The 6,796-nt window shown below is 61.8% G+C and carries 8 protein-coding genes, 1 tRNA gene and 1 pseudogene; 3 read left to right on the forward strand and 7 right to left on the reverse strand.

What is annotated here, in order from left to right; genetic code table 11:
* From DDA93_RS15695 to DDA93_RS15715, 5 genes and pseudogenes are all read right to left on the reverse strand, one after another.
* A pseudogene (locus tag DDA93_RS15695) lies at positions 1-368 on the reverse strand (HNH endonuclease); the annotation flags it as partial.
* 429 nt (positions 369-797) lie between these two features.
* Positions 798-1,418 carry a cyclase family protein gene (locus DDA93_RS15700; RefSeq protein ID WP_243400672.1) on the reverse strand — a complete coding sequence of 207 codons (621 nt, stop codon included), beginning with the start codon at positions 1,416-1,418 and terminating at the stop codon, positions 798-800.
* A 25-nt stretch (positions 1,419-1,443) separates the two neighbouring features.
* Positions 1,444-2,880, reverse strand: a complete 1,437-nt coding sequence (locus tag DDA93_RS15705; RefSeq protein ID WP_116779269.1) for a cytosine permease — start codon at positions 2,878-2,880, stop codon at positions 1,444-1,446.
* Between the two features lie 5 nt (positions 2,881-2,885).
* Entirely contained in the window at positions 2,886-3,296 is a 411-nt protein-coding gene (locus DDA93_RS15710; protein ID WP_116779270.1) for a nuclear transport factor 2 family protein, read from the reverse strand.
* Between the two features lie 215 nt (positions 3,297-3,511).
* The gene (locus tag DDA93_RS15715; protein WP_019484312.1) at positions 3,512-4,000 is read right to left on the reverse strand and encodes a YajQ family cyclic di-GMP-binding protein; all 489 of its coding nucleotides are present in this window, start codon (positions 3,998-4,000) and stop codon (positions 3,512-3,514) included.
* Between the two features lie 164 nt (positions 4,001-4,164).
* On the opposite strand from DDA93_RS15715, the gene DDA93_RS15720 reads away from it, so the two are divergent.
* The 3 genes from DDA93_RS15720 (at position 4,165) to trxA (ending at position 5,295) form a co-directional block, all read left to right on the forward strand.
* Positions 4,165-4,455 carry a hypothetical protein gene (locus tag DDA93_RS15720; protein WP_116779271.1) on the forward strand — a complete coding sequence of 97 codons (291 nt, stop codon included), beginning with the start codon at positions 4,165-4,167 and terminating at the stop codon, positions 4,453-4,455.
* A 104-nt stretch (positions 4,456-4,559) separates the two neighbouring features.
* A tRNA-Tyr gene (locus DDA93_RS15725) sits at positions 4,560-4,641 on the forward strand.
* A gap of 219 nt (positions 4,642-4,860) precedes the next feature.
* Positions 4,861-5,295: a thioredoxin gene (gene trxA, locus DDA93_RS15730; protein ID WP_116779272.1), complete on the forward strand. Its 435-nt coding sequence runs from the start codon at positions 4,861-4,863 to the stop codon at positions 5,293-5,295.
* Positions 5,296-5,384: 89 nt separating this feature from the next.
* Here the strand turns inward: trxA and DDA93_RS15735 are convergent, their stop codons facing one another.
* Positions 5,385-5,666 (reverse strand): putative quinol monooxygenase, encoded by a 282-nt coding sequence (locus tag DDA93_RS15735; RefSeq protein WP_116779273.1) that lies wholly within the window; start codon positions 5,664-5,666, stop codon positions 5,385-5,387.
* Positions 5,667-5,675: 9 nt separating this feature from the next.
* Positions 5,676-6,710: a 3-methyladenine DNA glycosylase gene (locus DDA93_RS15740; protein WP_243400673.1), complete on the reverse strand. Its 1,035-nt coding sequence runs from the start codon at positions 6,708-6,710 to the stop codon at positions 5,676-5,678.
* Between the last annotated feature and the right edge of the window lie 86 nt (positions 6,711-6,796).

The raw sequence follows: 6,796 nt of genomic DNA on the forward strand, positions 1-6,796 counted from the left end.
ACCACCGCCCACGCGTGACGGCGCGATAACCTGCCATCCTCCAACGCGGTCAGGGTGGCCCGGTAATCGCGGACCAAAAGCTCACTATGGTCAAGCAGAGAACCAGCGGTGCGCTCCGGCAGGCGCAGGGCCGCACCGATCTCCGACGCGCTCAGCGTACGGGCATGCCCCGGGTCACCCACCCAGGAGTGCGCCTCGGTGGTGAGGTCATGAAGATGGGTGACCGCCTTCGCTTCCTGCGCATCTACCCAGGACCGCAGCCGGCCAAGGTCCTGCAACACGGTCAGCGTCTGGCCTGAATCCAGGCCGGCGACCGCGGCCAAGACCACCTTCCCGGCCAACGCCGGCCGCCCATCACCAGAACGCACCCGGCCATCAGAATCAGATCCAGAATCAGCAAAAGTAATCGGTGCTTCTGCCCCTGGGGCCGTCCACACAGCGTCGGCACCGAGTGGACCACCCGGACCGTGACCGCCGGAAGCCCCCGCTGACGCCCCCGCGGACGCCCCCGTTGAAGCATCCGCGGACCTGTTCGCGGACCCGCGATCAGAAGCCGAATCAGAGCCAGAATCCGGGCCGGAATCGGGGAAGAGTCCCGATCCGGTAGAAGAAGCTTTACTGCTTTTCATACCTCCATTCCATCATCGAGCACTGACAAAACAGGGGCCGATTCAGGGCCACCAGAAAATCTTTTTCAACTATTTTCAGCACCAAAAATCAGCACCGGAAATCAGACCCCGGACCGCCCGCTGAGCACCCTCCGAACCGTGAATCGACGGCAGGGAGGAGAGCAGCGCTTACCCGACGGCGACCTCCATCGCCACTGCACGGACCGGCGAACCGTCCATTCCGGCGAACGGCAACGGCAGCACCGAGACCCACGGGTCAGCAAAATCGATTGACGCAAGATTGGTCAGGTTCTCAACGATGACACCCTCGGCACCCAGTAATGCCCGGTGAAAGGGGAGATCCACTTCAGCCCCGGACAGGTCGGTGAGATCCGGGTTGAGGGTATCGACGCCGACCACCGAAATACCGCGATCCAACAAACCAAGCGCAATGTCGGCGTCGAACGCTGGATGCCGCAGGTACAGCTCGGTGCCGAAGTGCTGCGACCAGCCGGTGTGGAACAGCACCATCGCTACGGAGTCCAGATCGGAAAGCTGTGCCTCGACGTCGGACCAGACAAACACGTGACCCGCATCGACCACCGGAAGCCGAACAATGCGGGCCACGCCGACCAGCCGGCTGAGGTCGATCTGATCCACTGACGAGCCACCCTGCACCGTGTGCAACGGTGCGTCCAGATGGGTTCCGGTGTGGGTGCCCGCATGCACCTCGGCTACCTGGAACCCGTCGGCGGCGATCTCGGCCGCAACCGTGATCGTCACCTCCGGGTCACCGGGAAAGACCTGCATCCCACTGACAATGGGATGCGAAAGATCAACGAGCCGCACGGCGTCCGGAATCCGCGTTCGCTGGCGACTCGGAGTCGCTCAGGTGCGAATGCTGGGGCGTCCCGGACACGATCCGCTTGGCCGCGATGGCCCACCCCAGGTACAGCCCGGCCGAAAGGATGAAGGTGGGAATGGTCGCGCCGATCGGGCTTGGCAATGAATAGGTCAGTATCAAGGACGCAGTAGCGCCAATGATCCAGACGGCCACCGCGGCAATATTGACGCCCTTGAAGTACCAGTAGTCTCCGCCGGTGCCACGCAGGATGTCCTTGTTGTAGTGGCGCTTGTGAACAATGTAGTAATCCACCAGCATCACAGCGAACACCGGGATGAACAGCGACCCGATGAGGACCAGGAAAGAGGTGAACTGATCCAGCAAAGCCAACCAGGTGGACCCAACAATCGAGATCGCGCCCAGCACGAGCGCCGTAGGAAGGAACTTGACCTTGCTGGACGGCACCATATTCACCACCGAGGACACCATTCCGTAAACCACCATGGTGTTGGTGGCCATCACTGACAGGAAGATGACCACGGCCAGCGGTGTTCCAAAGGCGGCAACAATGGCGGTGGGGTCGAACGCGACGGCCTCGCCGCCGTCGAGCACTAGATACGCCACGGTGGTGGCGCCCAGCACCATAGCGAGCACCGTCGACAGCAGGTAGCCGATACCCGAACCGATCATGCCTGCGGCCTGGGACTTCGCCAGGCGGTTGAACTCAGCCGACAGGACGGTCCAGGAGATTGCGGTGGCGATGACGACGTCGAGTACCACCACCCCGGACCAGCCGAGTTCCGGATCGGCTGGCAGGTCAATGAACTCCGAGGGGGCGAAGGTGGTGAACGCCGTAACGAAGATGTACGCCATGAAGGCGAGGATGACCAGGGCAAGCCATGGCTCCACCCGGGCGATGCCGGCGTGACCGAAGATCGCCAGGCACACCACCAACAGCTGACACAGCACCGAGAACAGAATGGGGTTGGAGAAGCCGGTGGCTTGCTCCACCAGGAAATTGACCGTCACTCCGGCCAGCATGGCCTGAACCCAGCTCCAGCCCATCAGGATGATCACGTTCGCGGCGACGGGGAGGAAGGAGCCGCGGAGCCCGAAGGACCCCTTCGTCAGCGACATCGTCGGCAGCCCGGTGCGGGTACCCATGTTGCCCACCAACACCAGAACGGCGCCACCAATGGCTGTACCAAGAATGATCAGCCCGACGGCGAGGGGCCAGCTCACTCCGGGAACAAACAGTGTCCCGGTGAGCAGGGTGGTGACCACCAGGTTGGCGGCCAGCCAGATCATGCCCATACGGCCGGCGCCGAGGGTGCCTCGAATGGGGCCGAAGCCCTCCGAATTCTTCTCAAGATGATTGGATAGCCGGGAAAATGCTGAGCCGGTACGTCCGGTGCTCTGTGTGCTCATGGTGGTTACCTGGCTTCGGGGGAGTTGGGAAGAGGGGATAAGTGTTCGTGGACGGCGAGGATGGACCCGTCGTCGGACCGGTGGAAGACGATCGTCTCGCGTTCGACCGTGGTCTCTCCGGTGTTGAAGGTGGTCGTGACGTCGTGGCAGAACACCGCGGTGTCGCCCAGCAGTTGGATGGACGGGTTACTGCTGAGGCACTCAGTGACCTGCCAGCCCTCGGCAAGCCATGACTGCCAGAGGGCCTCGTATTCGGACCGCCGCTCGAGCCTTCGGTTCTCAGTGTGGAAGACGAAGGTCGCATCGGCACTGAAGGATGCAAAATACGTTGCGGTGTCGGTCCGCGAAAATGCTGCGACGACGTGAGCCGCTGCGGCTGCGACGTCGTCGTGAGTCAAGTCTTGATTTTCGGTCATGGAGTGCGATCTTCTCTCGAAAGGTCGACGACGATTCGCCGCCTTGTAGCCTGCCAGACAACTTTTGTTTTCAAAGTTTGAGTGACACAGGTAACAAATGTCAAAGGTTTGACCAAAGTTACTTCCATAGCGAACCGAAGAGGGGGATCGGAAAGAGCACAAAAAAGGTGGCGCTCCCGGGTACGGGAGCGCCACCTCAATGACCAGCTGGTGCCTTAGCGCATGTTCACAAACTGCAGGTCAGCCTCGTCGAAGTTCTTCAGCAGAGCCATGGTGGCTTGCAGATCGTCGCGGGACTTGGAGCTGACCCGCAGCTCGTCGCCCTGGATGGTGGACTTGACGCCCTTTGGCGCCTCATCGCGGATCAGCTTATTGATCTTCTTCGCCACATCCTGGGCGATGCCCTCTTTGATGGTGGTTTCCAGGCGGAATTCCTTGCCGGAAGCGTAAGGCTCACCGGTGTCCAGTGATTTCAGCGAAATGCCTCGCTTGATCATCTTGGACTGGAGGACGTCGAGGACAGCCAGCACACGCTCTTCAGAGTTGGCTTTCATCAGGATCATTTCACCGCTGAAGTCCACCTCGGCGCCGATGCCCTTGAAATCGTAGCGCTGGACGATCTCCTTCTGCGCCTGGTGCAGGGCGTTGGCAACTTCCTGCTTGTCTACTTTGCTAACTACATCGAAAGTGGATTCGCTCGCCACAATGTCTCCTAGGGGTAGTGAGAAGGATCTGGTCCAAGCCTAATCGGTTATGTGCCACTGGGCTGCTGCAAATGGCTCCCAGCTGATCTACAGGAAGCCCAGTGTCGGCTCACACCAGCCGGTGAAAGTGTTGGTTCCAGTGACCACCCCGGAGGAAAGAAGCTATGAGCAGCAAGCCGCGTGTCCGGTACCAAGTTCGAGTTCGACATGCCGTGGCTGGGACCTTCCTGGCCGCGTCGTCGGCGGTGTCCATCACCGGCCTCTCCGCGATGCCGGCGGCGGCAGCCAATATGTCGTCGTCGGTCCAGGTTTCGTATCCTGTTTCGGCCAGCTCGGAGCGGTTGGCGGGGGTGCGGTCCGAACTGGATCACGCCGTCGCCCTCGGCTCAGTTACTGCCGATCAGGCGGACGCGTTCTATGCCCAGATCGAGCGTCGCGTGAACGCCGGACTGTAGGCCCAATCGCGTCTGTCCGGGGACGATTCGATTCTTGCCCCGATTTTCTGTAAAGTTGTCTTGCCCGCGGTTACCGTGGGTAAACCTCATTTATGAGGACGTATGGCAGATTACCCGAGCGGCCAAAGGGGGCTGACTGTAAATCAGCTGGCATCGCCTTCACTGGTTCGAATCCAGTATCTGCCACATCGCCGGTAGTCCGGTGAAGTAGCCCGTTTAGATCTCCGCCAAGATCTAGACGGGCTACTTTTTTGCCCATTTGCTGGGGAGAGCGGGCGATCGGCAGGCCCAGACAACGTGCTGCAGCGTGCACTTTTCGAGGATTAATCCGGCGAATCGCCGGGTAATCTTCATCGAGAGCGAACACGGGGAGACATCGGCGAGTAAACTCGTTAGCGTTAAAGCATGGCAACTATTGAAGTAACCGAGGCAACTTTCCCCGAGACCATCGAAACGAACGACATTGTGTTCGTCGATTTCTGGGCTGAATGGTGTGGCCCGTGCAAGCAGTTCGCTCCCGTGTACGACGCCGTTTCGCAGAAGCACGATGACATCACCTTCGCGAAGGTGGACACCGAGGCCGAGCAGTCCCTCGCCGCCGCGGCCGGGATCACCTCGATCCCCACGCTGATGGCTTTCCGCGAAAAGGTGCTGGTGTTCTCGCAGCCCGGCGCGATGAACGCCACCCAGTTCGGTGAACTGGTTGACGCGGTGAAGGGCCTGGACATGAAAGAGGTCCACGAGCAGGTAGCCCAGCAGCAGGCAGCAGCACAGGCCGGAGCTTCAGCAGAGGCATCAGCCGCTGACGCCCCAGTTCAGGACGACCAGAAGACCAGCTAGTCTTCGGACCCAGCTGAGGCGAGTCCAAACGAAAACCCCGGATCCTGAGAAGGGCCCGGGGTTTTCGCGTGCCAGACGGTTTTGGTGCGTCAGGCGTTCTTGGTGACCTGGACCGGCTCGGCCAACAGGGCACTGAGCGACTCGCCCAGGTCCTGTACCGCCGGACCCTGCAAGTGCTTCTCCAGCAGTTCCTCGGATTCCCACCGTTCGGACAGGACAATGCGGTCCTCAGCAACATCGGTAATCTCGTACCTGATGCATCCAGGCTCGTTGACTACCTGCTCAATGGCTATGTCGAGGGCTAGCTTCACCCGGAAGACCTCGCCGGGGTTGGGGATAAACACGGCCGTCACATCTAGTGGTTCACTCATGGGTTAAGCCTAACGGTGGCGGTGATCCTCGGGTGCTAGCCGTGGACCGTAGGTGGGTTTACGGAAGCCGCTTGAATACAGCATTCGCACCACCCGTTGCCGATCCCCGGTCCACGGCTTCAGGAGCTGCACCATCCCGGCGTCGTCGGTCCGTTGCCCAGTCAGTGCAGCGCCCACATAGGCGGCCAGGTGGTAGTCACCGACCGAAATCGAATCAGGGCAGCCGTGTGTGCGCTGCAGAACTTCCGCAGCAGTCCACACGCCGATCCCCGGTACCGAACGCAGGGCCGCCGTGACTTCTGCCGATGACTTGACGGCCGCCAGGCGCTCCACCCCAGAGGCCATCGCCACGGCCCTCATGATGGTGTCCGATCGGTGCGCGTCGACGCCCGCCCGATGCCAATCCCAGGAGGGCACGCGCCGCCACTGGGCTGGGGAGGGCGGTACTCGTAATCCGTTCGGGGCTCCGGGCGCCTGCGGAGCAGTATCGCCGTGCCGAGTCAGCAGCCAGCGCCACCCCCGCTTGGCCTCGATCCCGGTCACCTTTTGTTCAAGGATGACGCGGACGACGGCGTCCAGCATCCGACCCGTTGACGGAAGCCGCAAACCCGGGTTGAGGTAGCGCCCCTTGCGGGCGATCTCGGGGAGGTTCGCCTGGTAGCCGGGGCTGTCGAAGTGGCTCCAGTCGTCGTTGGCGCCGAGCAGGGTGGGCATTGACTCGATCGCGGCGGACGCGCCGGGGCCCCAGGCAGTCGCGTGGACACGGGCACTGTTCAACGCTCCGCGCTGTTCGAGCCGGACCGTGGCAGCGCCGTCGTCGTTCCTGAAGGCCAACCAGGCGGCACCTTGGTGGTGGATGAACGCCGGATCGTGCGCACCGCACTGCAGCGTCCCCACGGTACGCACGAGGTTGTACGGGCCCTCCGGCTCCCACACCGTCGAGTGCGCGTTGGACCCAGTGCTTCGTCCGGGCGCGGCTCCCGGACCGGTGCTGGCTGCTGCGTCCACCCCAGGATCGGCACCCTTGGCAGCGAAAACGGTCATACCTCAATGGTGTCACGCCCGGCCGACATCAATTCGGTGAGCAACCCGGACTGCGCGCAGCAAAGTGGACATCGGTGAGGAAGATG

It is taken from the genome of Arthrobacter sp. Bz4, from assembly GCF_003075455.1.
In the GTDB taxonomy this organism is placed as follows: Bacteria; Actinomycetota; Actinomycetes; order Actinomycetales; family Micrococcaceae; genus Arthrobacter_D.

What these genes read in the sequence shown, in the direction of transcription:
- DDA93_RS15700 (WP_243400672.1), bottom strand. Translation starts at nt 1,418, where the DNA reads ATGCAGGTCTTTCCCGGTGACCCGGAGGTGACGATCACGGTTGCGGCC.
- DDA93_RS15705 (WP_116779269.1), bottom strand. Translation starts at nt 2,880, where the DNA reads ATGAGCACACAGAGCACCGGACGTACCGGCTCAGCATTTTCCCGGCTA.
- DDA93_RS15710 (WP_116779270.1), bottom strand. Translation starts at nt 3,296, where the DNA reads ATGACCGAAAATCAAGACTTGACTCACGACGACGTCGCAGCCGCAGCG.
- DDA93_RS15720 (WP_116779271.1), top strand. Translation starts at nt 4,165, where the DNA reads ATGAGCAGCAAGCCGCGTGTCCGGTACCAAGTTCGAGTTCGACATGCC.
- trxA (WP_116779272.1), top strand. Translation starts at nt 4,861, where the DNA reads ATGGCAACTATTGAAGTAACCGAGGCAACTTTCCCCGAGACCATCGAA.
- DDA93_RS15735 (WP_116779273.1), bottom strand. Translation starts at nt 5,666, where the DNA reads ATGAGTGAACCACTAGATGTGACGGCCGTGTTTATCCCCAACCCCGGC.
- DDA93_RS15740 (WP_243400673.1), bottom strand. Translation starts at nt 6,710, where the DNA reads ATGACCGTTTTCGCTGCCAAGGGTGCCGATCCTGGGGTGGACGCAGCA.